This is a genomic window from Acinetobacter sp. SA01 (genome assembly GCF_011319235.1).
In the GTDB taxonomy this organism is placed as follows: domain Bacteria; phylum Pseudomonadota; class Gammaproteobacteria; order Pseudomonadales; family Moraxellaceae; genus Acinetobacter.
The window spans coordinates 140,537-159,586 of sequence record NZ_WXXM01000005.1 but is presented as its reverse complement, the minus strand read 5'-3'; the positions used below and the strand labels follow the sequence as shown (position 1 = coordinate 159,586).

11 protein-coding genes are annotated in these 19,050 nt (G+C 43.7%); 5 read left to right on the top strand and 6 right to left on the bottom strand.

From position 1 onward, the window contains the following. Window positions 1-54 precede the first annotated feature (54 nt). The 5 genes from GTU69_RS07140 to GTU69_RS07120 form a co-directional block, all read right to left on the bottom strand. The gene (locus GTU69_RS07140; protein WP_166169344.1) at window positions 55-1,644 is read right to left on the bottom strand and encodes a peptide chain release factor 3; all 1,590 of its coding nucleotides are present in this window, start codon (window positions 1,642-1,644) and stop codon (window positions 55-57) included. Between the two features lie 351 nt (window positions 1,645-1,995). Beyond that, entirely contained in the window at window positions 1,996-2,538 is a 543-nt protein-coding gene (locus GTU69_RS07135) for an OmpA family protein (protein WP_166169342.1), read from the bottom strand. 74 nt (window positions 2,539-2,612) lie between these two features. Next, entirely contained in the window at window positions 2,613-6,398 is a 3,786-nt protein-coding gene (locus GTU69_RS07130) for an autotransporter outer membrane beta-barrel domain-containing protein (protein ID WP_166169398.1), read from the bottom strand. Between the two features lie 764 nt (window positions 6,399-7,162). Beyond that, window positions 7,163-9,232 carry an EAL domain-containing protein gene (locus tag GTU69_RS07125; protein ID WP_166169340.1) on the bottom strand — a complete coding sequence of 690 codons (2,070 nt, stop codon included), beginning with the start codon at window positions 9,230-9,232 and terminating at the stop codon, window positions 7,163-7,165. Between the two features lie 357 nt (window positions 9,233-9,589). Further along, the gene (locus GTU69_RS07120) at window positions 9,590-11,788 is read right to left on the bottom strand and encodes a carboxy terminal-processing peptidase (protein WP_166169338.1); all 2,199 of its coding nucleotides are present in this window, start codon (window positions 11,786-11,788) and stop codon (window positions 9,590-9,592) included. 199 nt (window positions 11,789-11,987) lie between these two features. Here GTU69_RS07120 and nagZ point away from each other — a divergent pair, with 199 nt between their 5' ends. Together nagZ and GTU69_RS07110 are read left to right on the top strand one after the other, a co-directional pair. Next, window positions 11,988-13,010 (top strand): beta-N-acetylhexosaminidase, encoded by a 1,023-nt coding sequence (gene nagZ, locus GTU69_RS07115; RefSeq protein WP_166169336.1) that lies wholly within the window; start codon window positions 11,988-11,990, stop codon window positions 13,008-13,010. A gap of 184 nt (window positions 13,011-13,194) precedes the next feature. Then, on the top strand, window positions 13,195-14,055 hold the full coding sequence (locus GTU69_RS07110; protein WP_166169334.1) for a class I SAM-dependent methyltransferase: 861 nt from the start codon (window positions 13,195-13,197) through the stop codon (window positions 14,053-14,055). Window positions 14,056-14,084: 29 nt separating this feature from the next. Here the strand turns inward: GTU69_RS07110 and GTU69_RS07105 are convergent, their stop codons facing one another. Further along, the gene (locus GTU69_RS07105) at window positions 14,085-15,416 is read right to left on the bottom strand and encodes an alpha/beta hydrolase (protein ID WP_166169332.1); all 1,332 of its coding nucleotides are present in this window, start codon (window positions 15,414-15,416) and stop codon (window positions 14,085-14,087) included. A gap of 303 nt (window positions 15,417-15,719) precedes the next feature. On the opposite strand from GTU69_RS07105, the gene GTU69_RS07100 reads away from it, so the two are divergent. The 3 genes from GTU69_RS07100 to GTU69_RS07090 all read left to right on the top strand — a co-directional run bounded on the left by GTU69_RS07100 (window position 15,720) and on the right by GTU69_RS07090 (window position 19,040). Next, window positions 15,720-16,985, top strand: coding sequence for a glutamate-5-semialdehyde dehydrogenase (locus GTU69_RS07100; protein WP_086197488.1), 1,266 nt, complete (start codon window positions 15,720-15,722; stop codon window positions 16,983-16,985). A 126-nt stretch (window positions 16,986-17,111) separates the two neighbouring features. After that, the gene (locus GTU69_RS07095; protein ID WP_166169330.1) at window positions 17,112-17,519 is read left to right on the top strand and encodes a hypothetical protein; all 408 of its coding nucleotides are present in this window, start codon (window positions 17,112-17,114) and stop codon (window positions 17,517-17,519) included. Between the two features lie 297 nt (window positions 17,520-17,816). Next, window positions 17,817-19,040 (top strand): acetate kinase, encoded by a 1,224-nt coding sequence (locus GTU69_RS07090; RefSeq protein WP_166169328.1) that lies wholly within the window; start codon window positions 17,817-17,819, stop codon window positions 19,038-19,040. Window positions 19,041-19,050 lie beyond the last annotated feature (10 nt).

The window sequence follows — 19,050 nt, the reverse complement described above, 5'->3', positions numbered from 1 at the left end:
GTCATCAACTCCCTAAAAAAACAGCTTCATAAAGAAGCTGTTTTATTGGTTGTCTTAGTGTTCACGGGTATTACGGAACACGATATCCGGATAACGCTCCTGCATCAGCTGCAAATTCACCCGGCTTGGTGCAAGATAAGTCAAGTGACCGCCCCCATCAACTGACAACTGATCATGGGCTTTTTTCTTGAATTCGTTGAATTTCTTCTCATCTTCACAAGATACCCAACGAACGGTATTGATGCTGACCGGCTCATAGACACAGTCCACTTTATACTCTTCTTTCAGACGGTACGCGACCACTTCAAACTGCAGCACACCGACTGCACCCACAATCAGGTCATTGCTGTTTTGCGGCATGAACACCTGAGTTGCACCTTCTTCTGAAAGCTCTTTCAGACCTTTTTGCAGCTGTTTCGATTTCAATGGATCTTTTAGACGCACACGGCGGAACATTTCCGGTGCAAAGTGTGGAATACCGGTAAACTGCAGTTTTTCCCCTGAAGTAAAGGTGTCGCCAATCTGGATGGTGCCGTGGTTGTGTAAACCGATAATATCGCCCGGCCATGCTTCTTCCAGGTGCTGACGGTCACCGGCCAGGAAAGTCAAGGCATCACTGATGCGCACGTCTTTATCAATACGTACATGCTTCATTTTCATGCCTTTTTCGTACTTGCCTGAACAGATTCGCATGAAAGCAATACGGTCACGGTGTTTCGGATCCATATTGGCCTGAATCTTGAAGACAAAACCGGTAAAACCTTCTTCAGTGGCATCTACTTTACGGTCTTGGGTCGGATGGGCTTTAGGTTCAGGTGCATAGTTACTGAAAGCCTCCAGTACATGATCTACACCAAAGTTACCCAGCGCCGTACCAAATAAAACAGGTGTTTGACGACCCGCCAGGAATTCTTCACGGTCTAATGGATCATTGGCCATTTGTACCAGTTCCAGCGATTCTTCAAATGCAGCCCAAGCCAGTTCCCCGACTTTCTCACGCAGATCAGCATGATCATAGCCATCACGCACTTCGATATCGGTAATCACTGAACCAAAACCGGCTTTATAAACGTAGAATTTTTCTTCCAGAAGATTATAAACACCGGCAAAATCACGGCCGGTACCGAGTGGCCAGGTTAATGGCACACATTTGATTTTCAGGACGTTTTCAATTTCATCCAGCAGCTCTAAAGGCTCACGGATTTCACGGTCCATTTTGTTGACGAAAGAAATGATCGGCGTGTCACGCATACGACACACCTCCATCAATTTAATGGTACGGTCCTCAACCCCTTTTGCACCATCAATTACCATCAGTGCTGAGTCGACCGCGGTCAAGGTCCGGTAGGTATCTTCCGAAAAGTCTTCGTGTCCCGGAGTGTCCAGCAGGTTGATCATTTTGTCTTTGAACGGGAACTGCATCACCGAGGTGGTGATCGAAATCCCACGCTCTTTTTCCATTTCCATCCAGTCAGAGGTGGCGGCACGGTCCGATTTACGGCTTTTCACCATCCCTGCAACCTGAATCGCCTGACCCCATAACAGCAGCTTTTCTGTCATGGTAGTTTTACCGGCATCGGGGTGGGAAATAATGGCGAACGTCCTGCGAGTCGCGACTTCTCTAGCGAGTTGCTCTTTAAACATAGGGAAAATCTTCAATATGTACACCGTTTTGTACACACGTATCAATGTGTATCAAGCCAGTGAAGTGATAACTTAAAATTGGCGCAATTGTAGCAGATTTATAGTTATTGTATCGGGGTGTTCACGATTAAAGCACTTTGATCCCCACTGATAGACGGTTCATATCTCTAGATAGCATCATTCTATCCCCTAGCTATCTATTCGGTGAAAATTAAGAAAAATTGCTGTAGGAGTAAAACTGCTGTTCATACATGAACATCATCAGCATGAGGGAATGATTCTACACAACAATAAAAGCTGTAGATAAACAAAAGCCCGGATGATTTCATCCGGGCCCAATTAACACTTAAATTATTCTGCTTTCTTCACACCAGTGACATCAACTTCTACCCGGCGATCCGGCTGCAAACAGGCAATCAGTGTTGCAGTTGCCTTATTGCCCACACAATTGGTGGTTTTAGGCTGACTTTCACCGGCACTTGCCACTTCCATCGCCACATTCACGCCTTGGCTCATCAGATAATCCTTGACCGTGGTTGCCCGGGCTAGACCCAGACGCTGGTTGTAGCTTTCCGAACCGAGACGGTCAGTATGACCGGTAATGCGAATCTGTTCAATCCGCACATAGCCATTACTGATGCGGCTGGCCAGTTCATCCAGCTGACGGCGTCCTTCAGGTAACAGATCCGCAACAGTGGAACGGTCGAACTTAAATAGGGCATCTGCAGACAGTTCCACACGCTCCATCTGTACAGGTGCTGGTGGAACCACAACTGGTGTAGGAGCAGCCTCTACCGGCGGACACCATTTATTATCAACATTCTGCAGGCTGGCACACGCTGTCAAACTAAGCAAAGCTGAAGCCACACATGTCATTATCAGTTTTTGTTTCATCACGATTTCCTTCTATTTCATGCTTGAATGATCATTCCCGGCATGGCATCTACCGGGAATGATCTGCTTCAGAATTACCAGCTGTGTTTCAGACCAATCGTGCCGGTGTAACCATTACGGTCTTCACCAGACAGCTCTTGCTGATAACGTGCATCTGCATAAACATAGGCAGATGTGGCAATCGGCAACTGCATCCCTAAACCAACCTCACCCCAAGTACGGCTATAGTCTTCATTCAACTTGTCACGGCCAATATTGACATCAGTCGGTTCAATAAAGTCACTCAGTACATTGGCAACTGCATAGAAAGTTTTGGTACGGTAGTCTGCAGTCGGTGCGTTATACGCCAAACGTGTACCGATACGGCCTCTCAGGCTGTGTTGATCATCCTGATCTACATGTGCACTGCCATCATTGAAGTCTTCCAGGCTAACAAACTGATAAGACAATTGAGCCTGCGGTTCAATCAGCCAGTGGCTGTTGCCCAATTTGTACGGACGACCCACCTCAGCGGATAAGCCAGCACCCCAACCGTCCTGATCAGCATTATGACCATCACGAGCTTTATATTCGTTTTGCAAATAAGACACTTGACCAACTAAATCCAGATAGCTGCCATTTTTGTCGTAATAAGTCGAGTACAATCCTACACTTGCTGTATCGGTAGTGCCTTCACCGGTAAATTTATCTGCAACGATCTGTGCATTTTCGGCGCGGTATTGGTCAAAGAAGTCGATCTTGCTTTGGCCATAGCCCAGCATGAAACCGGTATGACGACGTGAACCATTGTCCGGATTGTAGTTGACTGAAAAATCATAGCCCAGTTGCGCTACGAAGTTATCCATTTCCATATCCAGACGGTTATCACCCGTTAACTCGGTATTGCCACCACGTACTCGTGCCCATACCTGATTACCCTGAGTTTCCTGGCATTCACCACACTTGTCCCAAGCCCAAGTCTGCTGCTCACCGACACGATCATGCAAGGTGCCCAGCATGTCATAGCCCAGCAAGGTGTTGGCATATGGCATTTGGGTATAGCCCGATACTTCCGCTTTATAGATTGGAGTACCTTCTGCATTCAAGGCATTCAGCGTCCAGCTATATTCCGTCCCTAGTTCATTTGATATTAGTTGACCTTCACCAGCATTTGACGTTCCTGCCATTCCAGTAAATGTACCACCACCTGTTGGATCTGTAACAATGACCGTCGGAAGTTGAGTGATCTGATCTGCCGCAGTGACATCGCCTAAACCGTTAATCGCGGTCACATGGGTATTCCCTGTTGCAGTCCCATTAATCACAAGTTGGTCTGATGCACCTGTAGCCAGATTCACATCTACGATTAAATCTGAACCAGCAGCATAATTCCCTTCAACGGTTAACGTGTTGACAGGTGCTGCATCACCACGATGCAAGTCGATAGTACCAAAATTGTTCACATTCGCAGTTACTGTCGATGCAAGGGTGCCTGGTGCCAACGCGAGCGTACTACCCTCTTCAATATTCAATGTACCTGTTGTAGTTGGCGCGAGCGTCATGATTGTTGGCACAGGTTCAGAATCACCTGATAAATTAAGATCACCACTCAGGCTAAAGACTGCACTATCCTGCACATTAACGGTTTCCCAGCCTACCAGTGCGACATCACCCGCTGCACCTGGCAATATTGGGAATTCAGGGTAGATGGTCTCTGCTGGCTCGGCTTCAGAACGACCAGTCAAATCGACACCAATATTTAAGGTATCCGCTTGCGAACCGCCGTCCAGATAGCTAAGTTCTGAAACATCAGTTCCTGCTTTCAGGCTCAGGGTATCTGAACCAGCTTCCATCCAGATATCACCGACTATTTTACCGCCAGTTGCAATCAGCGTATCGTCACCTGCTTTCAGATTAATACCACCGATTAGCGTACCACCTTGCTGATTAACCGTTTCGTCACCAGCGCCACCTAAAATGGCGTACATATCTGCCAACTCCCAATTTGCAGGATTTTCTGGTTCGTTAGGGAAAGGTAAATCACCTTCAACTGGGACATAATCTCTAAAAGCAGCCGTAATATTTGCAGTATTGGTAATTTCAGCAGCACCCGCGGTATTGACGCGAATACCATTACCAATAGCACTGATTATATTTCCAGATGTATTGACGACAATTTTGTTGGCATTCACAAACTCAGTGCCATCGTCATTATGACCACCTGAGTGAGCATAGATTCCATCTTCATAGGCCAACAAATCACCTGAAGAATTTACTGTAACGGTTCCACCGCCAGAATGGGCATGAATCGCACGTCCACCATTGCTAATATACTGCATGGCAGTTGAACTATTGGCATAAACCACTTCATTATTGGTAGGCTCAAGCGTTGCAGCCACAATATCAGCAGCATTATTGACAATCACGTTACCACCACCGGAATGGGCATGAATGCCGGATTCAGCAGCTTGAATCGAGCTACCATCAGCGGTGACGACAGTCACAACACTTTTATTGCCCGATGCTAATCCATCTTCGCCTTTATAGTTGCTAGTATGGGCATGAATACCACTTTCACCAGCAACAATTTGCGCAGTTGAAGCCAGATTCACTGTTACATCGCCTGCGCCCGCATGCGCATGAATACCGTTACCGCCAGAATTAATCGTGCCAGCCATCGCTACAGTGACATCACCGGCTTCACCTTCTGCAGCGATACCACCATCACCAGCACCAATGACTGCACCCGCATCCTGACTAATACTTACGGTTCCCAAGCCACCTGCAACTCCCTTAATTCCAGCACCGCCAGCCGCAATGGTACTCGTAGACAGCTGTGTGATAGAAATGGCTTGTGGCGTTTCAGGATAAATTCCTGTTGGTGATAGAGTATCGACATAAACACCATGACCACCACCGGCGGTCACTACAGCTACTTCGCGGGTATCCCCGGTAGGCTCCATGACCTGAAGATAAACAGGATCACCATTTTCATCAAATACAGGTTTGTCGTGTTCAATTAACTGGACATAGACAGGATTATTGAACTCATCAAAAACCAATTCACCATTTCCATCGGTTTGCTGAACATAGAGAGGATTGCCGCTTCCATCCACAGCAGGGCCTAATACATTTCCGGTATACGTGGCACCAAACACACGATCTGGAGTATTGATATCTCCCGCAATGGTTACGTTCACATTACCGGTCTGGTTGGCTGCATAAATACCATGTGCAGTACCTGTAGCAGTCAAACTACTTTCAACACCTAAATGAATTAAAGTATTGCCTGCATCGGCAGCTTGCCCGACAGTTCTAAATGTACCATTGCCAACAATCTGTACAACACCGGCAGGAACAGCGGCGAGCTCTAATTCACCATGCTTGCCTTTGGTGGTCTTGGCCATATCGGTGGCATTCTTATCCAAATAGGCCTGCTGTGCTTGCGTTAATGTACCGCTTCCATCTCCCAATAAATTGAAAGCAGTTGATGCATAGTTATTGGTAGCTTCCAGCGATGAATAATTAAACTGTGCACCATTGGCCACGACAATGGTTGAATCTGGCTGAGGATCTGGCAAAGTTTCAGGATAAGATCCAATTTCAGCATCAATCGGTCCTACAACAACAGGCGTTGTTGCAGAAGTCAGAGTAACGCTCGCATCACTTCCATCTACAATAATTTGTGAATAACTGGCTGCTGGTAAATCAACTGCAAAAGCTGCAGAGCTGCCTACGGTTCCCGCCACAGCAAGGCTGGTCGCCAAAATGGTTTTTGCTAAACGTCCCCGGCTGCGCTTGCCCTTTGCCTGTGCTAGCTCACTAACAGCCACCCATGTACCTAATGCTTCATTATATATACAACGATAAATCTTATTCATAATCTAGTCCTCTCAACAAAATGAGGTGGAAATTAGATGCCTTTGACCAGCATCCTTTTTTTCTTAAATTGAAACGTTTTATTTAAAAGTTAATGATTTCGTGAAAATACATTTAAAGATTACTAAAGTGTTTCCTTCACTTTTTATTCATAATGTTTACAATTTAGAGCTTTTCCAACAACACAAATATGGCTTTTTGTATCATTTTTAGACAAAATCATCTAAGCCACCTAAATCGGAAACAATACTTTAAATTTTTATAAAATGTATAAATTTCAACCATATATATTATATTCGACTAAAGTTGCACAAAAAAGCCCATTGAATAAAAAATAATTATATTTATTTATATCAATAACTTAGTTAAAAAATAACTCTTTAAAGATGATTGGAACTGGTAAAAGCAATCATTATTATTTTTATCTTATATTTGTAATGCTGACATTTTATTCCATTGTAACTAGACCAAATCAAAAGCAGCTGAATATAGTTGAAATATAAAGTGGATTTTCAAACGACTCTTCAGCCAGACTATGAATTTATCAAATAAACTTAATGATATTATTCACCCTAGGTGGGAAATAATGGCAAATGTACGTCGCTGAACGACCTGCGCCGCTAACTCATCTTTAAAACTTATGGAAAATACTTACTGCAGAACCAGAGTGCTCAAGATCAAATATGATCAATATGAAAAATTGACCATATTGCAGCAGATCATAAAACTTTTGAAATAAACTAAACCTGTTCAACCCGCATCAAGTTTAAGTAAATAGTGCCTTGTCCATTGTTTCCAGACGGTTCACATCCATTGGCATTCCCAGCAGAAAACCCTGCAATTGCTGACAGCCTAAACGGGTCAGGATATCTGCCTGCAAAGGTGTTTCCACCCCTTCTGCAGTGACCACCAAACCCAGTTTTATGGCCAGCTGGATAATACTTGCCAGAATGATTTCATCTTTTGAGCCGACTGCCAGATCCCGGATAAATTCCCGGTCTATCTTCAACTCATCCACAGGCAGGTTCTTCAAATATAAAAAGCTGGAATGCCCGGTTCCAAAATCATCAATCGCCAGTTTAATCCCCATCTGACGTAACCGCTCAAAACTCCGAATGGTAGAGTCCACGTGATGCATAGCTGTCGATTCTGTAATTTCGATGGCTAAATGATTAGGATTAATCTGATATTGAGCAAATAATTTTTCTAGTGTTGTAAACAGATGTTTATGTTCAAATTGTACGGCGGATAAATTCACTGCGACTGGAAAATAGTTGGAATCGGTCTGTTCCCAGATTTGAATTTGCTTACAGGCTTGCTCGAGTGCCCAATAGCCCATTTGAATAATCAGCCCGGTTTTTTCAGCCCCCGCGATAAACATGTTTGGCGTCAACATTCCCAAGCTTGGATGATTCCAGCGGATCAAGGCTTCTACGCCACAAATAGCATAATCCCCAGTGGTAAATTTGGGCTGATAAAACAGAACAAATTGTTGTTCTTCAACTGCTTTATATAAATCATTAATCAGCTTGGTCTGACTTTTAGTCTCCTGCTGATCAGCACTGTAACTAAACAGCGAATAGGTATTTCTCCCTTGATATTTCGACGTCAACATGGCTGCATCCGCATTAATCAGCAGATCCTGCAAATTATTACCATGATCGGGATACAGGGCGATGCCAATGCTGCTGGAAATATTGATCTCTTTACCGGCAATCAAAAAGCTGTCCTGGATTTGTTCCAATAACTGCTCGGCCTTTTCAACTGCATGTTCGAGGGTAGCCTGTTCCAGCACCATCAAAAACTCATCTCCCCCTAGACGAAGCAGTTTTTCGTTTGGTTTCAGATTCTGCTGAATGCGGGTCGCCAGTTGCACCAGCAACTGATCACCGATATGATGCCCAAATACATCATTGACCGCTTTAAAACGATCTAAGTCGATATAGAGAAAGGCAATTTTATCATCCCTATAACGATGATCGGTAAATAAAAAATGTGAATATTCCGCCAGGAATAAACGATTGGGCAACTTAGTTAAATTGTCCTGCACAGCCTGATTGGCCAGTTCACGATTGGCTTTAGAAAGCTGTATATTTCGGATTTCCAGTCTTTGTTCCAGCACAGCGACACAGAATGCAGCGAGAAAAATTAAACTGGTGACTAAAATCACACTTAATAAAATTAATCCCCGGCCAGTTTGATAAGGTGCAATCTGTTGATCTGCAGAAACTTCATAAAAAGCGATTGCCCACATACCGACATAGTGCATCGCGACAATGGTTAGCGCCATCATCAATACCAGAAAAATCTTGATCATCAGCTTTTGCTGTACTGCATTTTTATATTTAAAGATAAGCCAGAACGTTAAACCTGAACCCGCGATTGCAATTAAAACAGAAAAAATTGTCAGCAAAGGATCATAATAAATCCGATGCTGATTGATGATCAGCGCCATCATGCCAGTATAGTGCATTCCGGCACTACCTATTCCCATCAGTACCGCACCTAAAACAAGCCGGCCAAAGGGTAAGGTTTCTCGTGTAGTCAACCAAATGGCAAAAGTAGATGCAATGAACGCAATAAGATAGGAAACAAAAGTAAGACTATAATCAAAAGAGTAATCTGCCGGTAAATGACAAGCGAGCACACCAGCAAAGTGCATACACCAAATTGCAGCTCCAAGCATCAGACCACTGATGACGAGAAGCATTTTTTCATATTTCTGACGCAGGCCACGGAATAATAATTGTTCGAATGAAACAGTAAAATAACAGACCAAAATAGTAACAACTATCGAAGCAATCACCAGACTAAAATCATAATGTATATGAACCATATTCAGTTCCGTATAAGGTATCTTTCTTGTTTTAATCCACGTGATTGATACTTTTCATACAAGCAAGAAAATTTTTATCTTTAAAGAGTGGTTATAAAAACAATCAATTAAAACAAGAATCTAATACTATTCCATTTTGGTCAAGTGATAATTGCTCTATTCTTTTTTATTTCTAATGTATTCATTTTACAATAGAAACATAGTTCAACATTTTTATCATTATCCTCACACCGTTCATATTTTTAAAATCATTTTAAAACTAATGCCTCTGTTTGCTCATGCATCAATAAAAAGCCAGTCAGATCAACTAACTGGCTTTTTCGGAAAATTTAAATGAAAAATACCAAATTATAGCGCCTACTGGCCAGCAGCCTTAGTGGATTGTAATTTTGCATAATCTAATAAAATATTGGCAGATTCCATAACAAAGCTTTCTTCTTCGGGCAAAGCAGGTCGTTGTGTTGCTTTCATTTTCGCACGCGACTCGATTAAAGCATCCATTGAGGCTTGATAACTTTCCCAATTAGCATAAGGCTTTTGCCCCGTCAGGCTGCGGCGCTGATTTTCCGCCTCTAAAGTTTTCTGCTCAAGTGCGTTCAGCTCGGCTTTGCGCTGATCAATATCCAGCACTACACGCTTTTGCTCATCGGTTTTTTTCGCAATCGCTTTACGTTGCTCCAGATATTTAAATTGCGGATCAACACTTACACGCTGTTGTGACATTTGTGCCAGATTTTGCACATAAGGTTGTACCGAACCTTCACGCTTAAATGGTGCAGTTGGAATGGTATCCCATTTCAAGGCATTCTTCGCCTTACGCTCACCAAACTCTTCATTGTAGATATCAACCAGCTTGATGTCAGGTACTACCCCTTTATTTTGGGTACTTCCACCCGTAACACGATAGAACTTACGCTGGGTCAAGGTTGCCTGACCATAGGCCAAGGTATCCAGTTGAACCTGGGCTGTACCTTTACCTGTGGTGGTACTGCCAATCACGATACCACGCTCATAATCCTGAATGGCAGCAGAATAAATTTCACTGGCAGATGCCGATGCCAGGTTGACCATGACAGCCAGTGGACCGGCATAGGTTTGTGCACCGCCGTCATCATCTTCAAATACGCTGACATTGCCATTACCATCACGAATTTGCACCACTGGACCAGATTTGATGACTTGTCCCAACATACGTGCAACTTCTTCCAGCGAGCCGCCCGGGTTATTACGCAAATCGATAATAATCCCTTCTACATTCTTGGCTGCCAGGCTTTTTAAAGCATTGTTGGTGTCTTCAGAAACCGAACGATAGTCCGCACCTGCACGGCGCGCACGATAATTCAAATAAAATGACGGAATTTCAATCACACCAAAGGTATGGTTTTTGCCATCCCGTTTGATCTCAACGGTACGTGAACGGACACCAGCATCTTCTTCCTGAATGACATCACGAATCAGGCTCACTGTGCGTGCCTGCCCCATGGATGCACCCGCGCCCAACAAACGTAGGGTGACCTTGGTTCCACGCTTACCACGGATCAGGCCGACCACTTCATTGCTGGCCCAACCGATCACATCGACCATTTTATCGCCGTCTTGTGCTACACCAATAATACGGTCTCCGGGTTTAATCTGACCTGATTTGCTGGCCGGACCACCTTCAACAATGGTTTCAATCTTGGTGTAATCTTCATTACCGCGTTCAGGACGAATCGAAACCCCGATCCCCTCTAGCTGCAAGGTGGTTTGACGGTTCAATTCCATCGCATCAACCGGCGGGAAATAATTGCTATGCGGATCATAGGTCAGCATCATCGCATTCAAAGTCTTGTCAAGGACATCATCACTTTTAACACGGGTAATGCGTTCAAGTTGACGGGTATAACGCTTGGTCAAGGTTTGGACAGGGGTTAAATCTTCAGGGCTAGCCAGATCCTGACCATTGGCCAGTGTCGGATCATCTTTTAAGGCTTTTTGCTTCGCAGACTCTTCTTCTTTACTAATGTTTAAGTTGATGAGTTGCGATACCAGCATTTTTTGCCAATGTGCGCGCTGCTCTGCTGCGGACTTGAAATAAGGCGCTTTTTCACGATCAGTATCAATATAGACATTGGTTTGTTTCAGGTTTTGCGGCTTTTTCAATTCTGCCAGCATGAACTCATAAAACTGTTTCAAGCGGTCACGATATTGGGCATGAATCAAGTAAGGGCCTGATAAATCGCCTGCTTTTAATGCAGCACCGAAATTTACACCATACTTTTTCTTATATTGTTCAACTTCAGATGCCAAAAATAATGAGTGATCTGCATCCAGACTATCTAGGTAAAAATCAAGAATACGATTGGAAGTCGCCGCGTCTAAACGCTGATTTAAATAATGCTGACGGTCAACCAAAGTCGCCAATTGGCGTGATACAAGGGCTTGTTCCTGCGTTGGCTGAATGCTTTGAGAAACTGCAACGGTATTGTTTGCAGCAATTGCCTCGTTTACTACATGAGTAAAGAAAAACCCTCCAGTCGCAATTGCAACTGCACAAGCTAATGATTGAAGTTTCATAAATAATTCGTACTTCCTTGGTCTTTGACCAATATTGCAACGTCGTTTTTCAACATGAACGCAGTATATTCAAAATCTTAAACAACTTAATATGTGTATGTCGTGTAGTTTTATCATATTCTGTACTGTCAAAATGTAGCAAATCATTGCAGAATTCGGGTATTGTTTTTCTTTATAAAATTCCAACACGGACACCGATATGATTGGCGCATTGATGCTAGACATCGCTGGCACAGAACTTACTCAAGAAGATATTGAACTATTACAGGCACCGCAAGTAGGTGGCATGATTTTATTTTCACGAAATATACAATCACCTGAGCAGGTTCGTGCTTTAACCGATCATATGCGTCGTATCAGACCCGATATTTTAATTGCTGTAGATCAGGAAGGCGGTCGGGTGCAGCGTTTAAAACAGGGCTTTACCTTGCTGCCTGCCATGGGTCGCTTAGGCGAACTTTATCTGACTGAACCTGAACGTGCTGTTGAATTGGCTGAACAATGTGGCTGGCTGATGGCCACCGAAGTGCTTGCTGTAGGTATTGATTTCAGTTTTGCCCCGGTACTGGATTTGAATGATGTCAGTGATGTGATTGGTGATCGCGGTTTTGCCAAAAACATTGATGATATTGTTCCCCTTGCCCGTGCTTTCATCAAGGGTATGAAACGTGCGGGCATGGCCAATACCGGTAAACATTTCCCGGGCCATGGTTCGGTTAAGGCCGATTCACATGTAGCCGCACCAGTAGATTCACGTTCTTATGAAGAAATCTATCATAAGGACATGCAAACCTTTATCCAGCTGATGCCGCAGCTGGATGCCTTAATGCCCGCCCATGTGATTTATGATCAGGTCGATCCGAACCCTGCTGGTTTCTCACCCTACTGGATTCAAAATATTTTGCGTCAGCAACTCAACTTTGATGGCGTGCTGTTCTCCGATGACTTGACCATGCAGGCCGCATGTGTTGCCGGCGGTGCCGATGCCCGTATTCAGGCTGCACTCAAAGCTGGTTGTGATATGGGTCTGGTCTGTAATGACCGCTCAGCAGCATGTACGGCATTAGAAGGGATTCGTGATTTGCCTTTACCGCATCAAACACGTCTGGAGCGTATGCGTGGTAAAATTCCAGAGATTAGTGTTGGGCAAGCGCTGAACTTGGGGGCAGAATGGCAAAAAGTTCGCGATACTATAGAAAACTTTAAAAAATCATTGAATTAATACGACAAAAGGAACACGACAAGGTGTTCCTTTTTCTTTATGATAAACAAAAATAAAAGTATGCTTAATTCAGCTCATTTTGCTTTGCATCAAAACTAAAAATAAGCAAAACGGGCAACGTAAGAGACTCGACTAATAAATAACCAACGTTAAAAACTAAAAAAACAGATAAGGTCAGGATGACATGACACAACAACTTTCAGAACATCGACATATTTCATTTACTGCCCATTACACCGGGTACATCTGGTATACCATGGGAATTTCTCATCCAGTTTTTGCAACTTCGAAAGGAAAAATGCTGGCCAAACTGCTGCATCCTTTAGAAAGCTGGGCAGAAAAATTTGTCGGCGGCAGTATGCGTACCACCTTAAAACAACGTCACCGCATGATTGATCAGCATCTGGCCCAACTGATTGAACAGCATCCAGATTTACAGGTGCTTGAAATTGCCAGCGGGCTTTCTCCGCGTGGCTGGAATTTCCGGCAGAAATTTCCTGATATTGATTATCGTGAACTGGATTTACCCGATATGGCAAAAATCAAAACCCAAGCTTTAAAACAGATTGATGCCCATAGTCCAGACGTTTTATCGGTAGACTTATTCACTGCAGATTTTGAACAGGCTTTTCATGTATTTGATCCCAAGCGCCCCTTAGTAGTGATTAGTGAAGGTCTGATCAACTATTTTAACCAAGACATGTTATTACAACTGCTACAAGCCATTAGACATTATGGTCAGAATTTCAAAGAACTGCATTACCTTACCGACATCTATCCAGAACCGGTGAAAAATAAACTGGCCAATTTTATTTGGGCTAGCAGTAAACTACTGAAATGGATGTCCAAGAGTGCATTTAGTTTCCATTTTATTAATCCCCAGCAAGCCCAGGCATTTTTCCAGCAAGCCGGTTTTGAACAGGTCAGTATTGTGCAACCACAGCAGTACTTTCAAAATTCAGCTGTGCCCCTCACCTCTAACGAGGAGCATTTAGGTGATCTGGTCTGGATGATTCATGCAAGCAAAAAAAACAGCGTTATATAACGCTGTTTTTTTTTGGGATGGATCACAAATTAACTGACCGATTCTAAAATCGTCATCACTTCTTTTTGTCGTTGCACATAACGCAATAAACGTTCCGCCACATCAAAACTGCCATGCTTGAATAAAGCCCGAACTCGTGTTGGATAAACTTCAAAAATTAAGCACTCAATTTTAAATTGACCTTCTTCATCTTCCAGATGCAAGGCCAAATCACGTGGATACTGTGCAACTTTGTCAGTCACCCCAGGAGTAAACTCGAGTAAAACGCCAAAAAAGTTTAAATCGACAATATGCGTGGAGAAGTGCAAATCTGAATGACGATGCATTAATACAGTCATCGGTTTTTGTACCGCAATACGTTCTTCAGCACGGCGCTCCAAAGTCGACAACTGGGCACGGCTCATGGGAATAATCCCTTCTACATTTTGAATGGATTGTCCCTGCAGGAATGTTGCGAACAGGCCCATGGTTTCCTTACGGCGCTGTAATTGCGGCACATGGTCGGCATTGGCAATCATGGCAAATTCCATATCCGGACATTGCAAAGCAAAATTGGCATTTTCATGTGGCAAGGTAAAACTGTCATATTGCCCACATGCCACCAGTACTTTACATTGTGGAATAGGGACATCGGTTAAACGTAGCAAACGGCTACAGTTAATTTCATAACGGTCTTGCTCGGTTGCGGTAAATTCAGCCATCTGTTTAAAGAATAAACGCTTTGCTGTCGGTGACATGCGGGTTTGGTCGATTTTGGCATGATTGACCAGATACAAAATCACCGCCTGACCAAACTCATCCATGCGCTGTTCATTCATTAAATGCAAAGACTCTTCCAGCAACATGCGCCAGCTTTTACGCGTCTTTTGCATCACACCCATCAGAATCATACGGTCGACCAGTTCCGGACGTTGCACGGCAAAACTTGAAGCCACAACCGAACCGAGCGACATACCCATGACTGAAACTTTGGATAAATTTTCGATATCGACCCACTCACCCAACATTCTAGCCAAATCAGGTAATTCCAGTGTTCCCGCAGAAATACCGGTATCGCGATTGGTAATTTGCTGATTGGCGCCCATGGAAGGCAGGTCAATTAGAATGATCGGGCCTGCACTGAGCAATTGCTCCACACAATATTTATAAGAATTAAAATTTTGAAAAGCACCGCCAATAATAACAATTGGAGTGTTGTGGATGGTTTCTGGCTGGGCAATGGCCATATATTCTATTTTCCAGCCATCAATCCAGGTAGTACGTGCCGGTTGTTTAAAGCTGTTCCTATGGTAAAGATCAAAAAAACCAGAATTTGAGTTTGATTCTTCTACTTCCGAGTCCATTTGGATCATGGAATTCATATCCCTTCCTCCATTCTTGCCTTATTGTTATTTTGCAAGAAAATAAATATAGAATTTCTGCGTCATGCTGCGTCCATTCTTCGCTGTAATTATCAGACTTCACTGTCTTTATCTTTTCATAATATACAGAGGACGCTTGCGCAAGCAACTGATTCCATAACCACTTATCTAAATTTAGCTAGAAAAGGATTTCAAAATATTAACAGACCGAAAGTTTCAGGGACTTTTTTCTGAGCAGATGCTTCATTGTCTGGTTCCAGGCTGTTACTATCGAAGATGTAATTTCTAAGTGATCAAACCGCTATGCAAGATTCGATTGAACAATATATGCAAACGGTAGGACAACAGGCACGCCAAGCTTCTCGCGTGTTAGCAAGCGCTTCTACCCAAACCAAAAACAATGCCTTATCTGCAATTTACACTGCATTACAAGACAGTGAAGCTGCAATTCTGGCTGCCAACCAAATCGATATGACCAATGGTCGTAACAATCATTTGGACAGTGCATTACTTGATCGTTTAGAACTTACCCCCAGCCGCTTTAAAGACATGCTGCATGGCTTGAAAGATGTGATGAACCTGGTTGACCCGATTGGGGAAATCACTGACCTTGCCTATCGTCCTTCAGGCATCCAGCTCGGGAAAATGCGGGTGCCTTTAGGTGTGGTCGGCATGATTTATGAATCGCGTCCGAACGTGACTCTGGAAGCCGCCTCACTTGCCTTGAAATCAGGCAATGCCATTATTTTGCGTGGCGGTTCGGAAGCGTTGCAATCCAACAAGGCGATTGCTGAAGCAATTCAGCACGGTTTAAAGGCTTCAGGCTTGCCTGAAACTTCGGTACAGGTAATCAATACGGCTGATCGTGCAGCAGTCGGCCACCTGATTACCATGTCTGAATATGTGGATGTCATTGTTCCACGTGGAGGCAAAGGGCTGATTGAACGGATCAGCAATGAAGCACGTATTCCGGTGATCAAGCATCTGGATGGAAATTGCCATGTCTTTGTTGAAGCACAGGCTGATTTGCAAAAAGCCCTGCCCATTGCACTCAATGCCAAGACCCATCGTTATGGCGTATGTAATGCCATGGAAACCTTGCTGGTGGATGAGAAAATTGCAGAAGATTTCTTGCCAAGCATTGCTGAACTGTATGCGGAAAAGCAGGTAGAACTGCGTGGCTGCCGTGAAACCCAGCGCATTCTCGGTTCAAGCGTCAAACCGGCCAGCGAAGAAGATTGGTACACTGAATATTTAGGTCCAATTTTGGCAGTTAAAGTGGTGAGCGGAATTGATGAAGCCATTGATCATATTAACAAATATGGCTCACACCATACCGATGCCATCATTACCGAAAACTTTAGCCTTGCGCGTCAGTTCCTGGCACGTGTCGACTCAAGTTCAGTAATGATCAATGCCTCTACCCGTTTTGCCGATGGTTTTGAATATGGTCTAGGTGCTGAAATCGGCATTTCCACCGACAAGATTCATGCGCGTGGCCCAGTTGGCCTGGAAGGTCTGACTTCGCAAAAATGGGTGGTATTTGGGGATGGTCAAATTCGCCAATAATTCCTCTATCTAAAGTATCTTTAAGTGTTCAGTTTCAACCCTGAAGCTGGACACAGCGACTACACTATCCCTGCCCTAAATTTTGTAACATGATAAAAAAACTGAAAAAGATAAAAGGGAAATCACATGTTTTATTATTTGATCATTTGTACCTTTTTACTGGCATTACTGGTTTCTTTTACAGTGATGAAAATTTTTTCCAATTCGATTAATGCCATTCTGGCACGCATTATTCACGATCCGATTCATGAAGCCTGGGCAAAATACACCAAATTTGCCGGCATGGTGGTCGGAACATCTTCAGGCATTCGTATTTACGATATGGAAAAATATATCACGCCGCTGACTTATACTGAGAATGACAAAAAAATTGTGATTGAACTGACCCAAGAGCGCTGGGTACTGGAAATTTACCGGACGATTATTGAAACCTTACAAGGTCTGGCCTGGATGATGCTAGTCTTTTTTATGGTGGCATTGATTGCCTATGTCATTGTACGCTGGTCAGAAATCAAGTATCAAAACCAAGCATAAAAACAACACTTAGCTCCTGCTCAAAATTCATTTCTCATGCTAGGGTTAAATGCGTACAGGAAAGAGAGTTTATGCTTGAGTACTATTTCATTAATAAATGAAAACCATCAACCAATAAATTCTATTTATTATTATTTCACTGGTCGATAGTGCTTAAGTCTAATCTCCTAAAGTCTATCTAGGACAGAAAATCAACACATGATACAACATGCAGACTGATCTGAATTGCATTGAAATGTACTGCATAAAGATCACTTTAGGGACGACTTATTTCAATTAAAATTCGGGTATTAAAACGTGTCTACATCAGTATTAGTTATTAACTGCGGCTCATCTTCTATTAAATATGCACTCGTTTCAGAACGTCGTGAAGATCGTATTTTTGGTTTAGCAGAAAATTTAGGTTCTGCTGAAGCACGCATTAAGGGTGTCACTGTTGGTGGCGCGCCACTCGAACTGTCTATTCCACATGCCGATCATGAAAAGGCTTTGGAAACCATTTTAGAACGTCTTTCTCATTATAATCCTCAAGCGATTGGGCACCGTGTCGTACATGGTGGCACATTGACCAAAGCTGAGTTATTAACACCAGAAATCATTGATCGTATTCGTGAAGCGACGCCACTTGCCCCGCTTCACAACCCTGCTCACCTTGTAGGAATTGACGCGACCATGCGTTTGTTCCCGGACCTTCCACAAGTGGCAGTATTCGATACAGCATTCCACCAAACCATGCCAGCGCATGCTTACCGTTATGCCGTACCAAAATTCTTATATACAGAGCACAACGTGCGTCGTTATGGCTTCCACGGTACCAGCCATGCTTACGTGTCTGAACGCGGTTCAGAATTGGCAGGCAGCTTAAAACAAGGCGGCTGGTTAACTGCACATTTAGGCAATGGTAGCTCGACCTGCGCCATCTGGAATGGTCAAAGTGTTGATACGTCAATGGGCTTAACCCCGCTTGAAGGCATTGTCATGGGCACCCGTAGTGGTGATGTAGATCCAAGTTTGCACAGCTTCCTGGCTGCCAACCTGGGCTGGGATGTGTATAAAATTGACAGAATGCTGAACAAAGAAAGTGGTTTGCTCGGTCTATCAGACAACCTTTCAAATGACATGCGTACCCTGATTGAAGCATCAGAACAAGGCAATGAAGATGCAACGCTGGCCATTGAAGTATTCTGCTACCGTTTGGCTAAATCTCTGGCTGCTTTAAGCTGTGGCCTGCCACGTCTTGATGGTCTGTTCTTTACTGGCGGTATTGGCGAAAACTCGGCTTATATCCGTGAAAAGACCATGGCTTACTTACCTCACTTCGGTTTCAACTTAAGCAAAGAACAAAACAATAATTTGAAACGCGGTACAGAAGGTCGTATTGATGCTGGCACAGGTCCTCAAATCTGGGTCATTCCAACCGATGAAGAAGGCCGTATTGCCAAAGAAACAGCACACGTTGTAGAAGGCGAGGTAAATCAGTCAGCTGCAAAAAAGCCTGAATGTGAGGCTACGATTGCTTAAGCAATCGTAG